This window comes from Mesotoga sp. B105.6.4 (assembly GCF_002896535.1).
Lineage (GTDB): Bacteria > Thermotogota > Thermotogae > Petrotogales > Kosmotogaceae > Mesotoga.
In genome coordinates this window covers 1-2,309 of the sequence record NZ_JWIM01000057.1, presented here as the reverse complement: position 1 = coordinate 2,309, position 2,309 = coordinate 1, and the positions used below count along the sequence as shown (strand labels likewise).

Annotated in this window: 3 protein-coding genes; all 3 read left to right on the top strand. The window is 49.3% G+C overall.

The window, feature by feature from the left end:
* On the top strand, positions 1–471 hold a 471-nt coding region (locus RJ60_RS11460), incomplete at its 5' end, for an ABC transporter permease (protein WP_146028915.1).
* On the top strand, positions 471–1,448 hold the full coding sequence (locus RJ60_RS11455) for an ABC transporter permease (protein ID WP_099830084.1): 978 nt from the start codon (positions 471–473) through the stop codon (positions 1,446–1,448). The genes RJ60_RS11460 and RJ60_RS11455, both read left to right, overlap by 1 nt.
* A gap of 5 nt (positions 1,449–1,453) precedes the next feature.
* The coding region (locus tag RJ60_RS11450) for an ABC transporter ATP-binding protein (RefSeq protein ID WP_258006292.1) at positions 1,454–2,309 on the top strand (856 nt) is incomplete at its 3' end.

Here is a 2,309-nt window from a genome sequence, read left to right as displayed (position 1 = left end):
GCCTACACACCGCAGCTTCAGAGGGGGACGATGGAATTCTTCCTCTCTGTTCTGAAACATGCGATACTTCCTGCCCTGACAATCGTTATATCTTCTATGGGGGCATGGATACTAACTATGAGGAACAACATGATCAATGTGCTGGCCGAAGACTACATCACCGTTGCCGAAGCCAAGGGGCTCCCGCTGCGTAGGATCAAGACTCTATACGCCGCAAAAAACGCCATCCTGCCATCTATAACTGGTTTCGCAATGTCTCTGGGATTTGTCGTCGGAGGCGGCTTGCTGACCGAAATGGTCTTTGCCTATCCGGGAGTCGGGCTGATGCTCTATCAGGCGGTTCAGAGCAAGGATTATCCTCTAATGCAGGCTATATTCCTTTTCATTTCAGTTGCCGTTCTCGTAGCCAATTTCATCGCGGATATCGCGATTCTAATTCTCGATCCCCGTGTCCGGGACGGTGGTAAGTGATGCTAAAGGACACTCTTGCTCTATTCATAGAGAATCGAAAGGCTCTGTTCGGGCTTATGATACTTGTCTTTTTCTCAGGAGTTGCTATCTTCGCCCCTTTGATCGCGCCTTACGACCCAAAGACGAACAAGGTAGATGTCCTTAGAATAGTGGACGAAGAGATGGACAGAACCACAACCATCGAAAGGGAGAAGATCGATGAATTCACAGAACGAAGAGTCTACACTCAATCGATCGCGACCACATATGAGAGAGTAACAACAAAACTCCCGCTAAATGCAAAACCCTCAAGAGAACACTTGCTCGGAACGACGAAGGCCGGACAGGATCTCTTTTCTCAGATGGTTTACGGAACGAGAATTACGCTTACTGTAGGGCTTGTGACAGGACTGTTCACTACTGCTCTCGCCCTCACACTCGCGCTTGTGGCCGGGTATTTCGGGGGCATTGTGGATGACATCATCTCTCTGTTTACAAACGTCTTCCTTGTTATCCCGAGCCTCCCACTGATGATAGTCATTGCCGCGTATATAACAGTTAGGGGAGTTATTCCAATCGTCCTTATACTTGGACTCACAAGCTGGCCCTGGCCTACAAGGATACTCCGCTCTCAAGTTGTTAGTCTTAAGAACAGGGATTTCGTCAGGGTGTCAAGAGTCCTTGGTGAGAAGCCCCTCTACATAGTTTTCAGGGAGATTCTGCCCAACATGATCTCACTGGTAATGGCATCCTTTTTTACATCAACAATGGCGGCGATCATGGGAGAGGCTACCCTTGAGTTTTTGGGACTAGGCAATGTCTCGATAGTGAGCTGGGGAACGATCCTATACTGGGCTCAAAACAGTGGAGCCCTTCTGTCCGGCGCGTGGTGGTGGTTCCTCCCTCCGGGTATCTGCATTGCCTTGATCGGGACTTCGTTTGCGCTCATGAATTTTGCCATCGACGAGATCTCTAATCCCAAACTAAGAAAGAGATGATTGAGTTGGATAGAAGCCAGATGACTCCTTTACTTCAGTGCAAGGATCTTGTGGCCGGTTACAGGATCAAGAGCGGCTTCGTCCATGCTGTGGACGACGTCTCATTCGACCTCGATAGAGGTGGCTTCCTGGGCATCGCCGGTGAATCGGGATGCGGAAAATCAACACTGGCCTATGCGATCATGAGACTTCTCAAAGATAACGCCATTATAGAAAGCGGCAGTCTGATTTTTAAGGGCATCGATCTGGTGAAACTCAACGAAGAGCAGATGAAGAAGATACGATGGGTCGATATTTCGATGGCGTTCCAGTCTGCCATGAATGCACTCAACCCGGTTCTTTCAGTCGGTGAGCAGCTCATTGATGCAATACATGCCCACAGAGAAGCATCGCAATCAAACGCTCGCGACAGGGCTATCGAAGTGTTGAAGCTGGTAGACATTCCTAGAGATAGGTTCGACTCTTACCCTCATCAGCTATCGGGAGGGATGAAACAGAGGGTTATGATTGCTATGGCGCTGATCCTGAACCCCGAGTTGATTATTATGGACGAACCGACGACAGCGTTGGACGTTGTCGTGCAGCGAACGATAATCGAAAAGATACAGGAGCTGAGGAAGACTCTGGGTTTCTCGGTAATATTCATCACCCACGATCTCTCATTGCTTGTGGAGATCAGCGACACTCTGGCCATCATGTACGCAGGTAAGATAGTGGAGTATGGGTCTTCGGAATCTCTATTCAACAGTCCCTTGCACCCGTACACAAAAGGGCTGATGAATTCCTTCCCGTCACTCACAGGCAGGATAAAACGGATGGGCGGAATCGAAGGAAAGCCTCCAGACCTTTTGAAACCGCCTG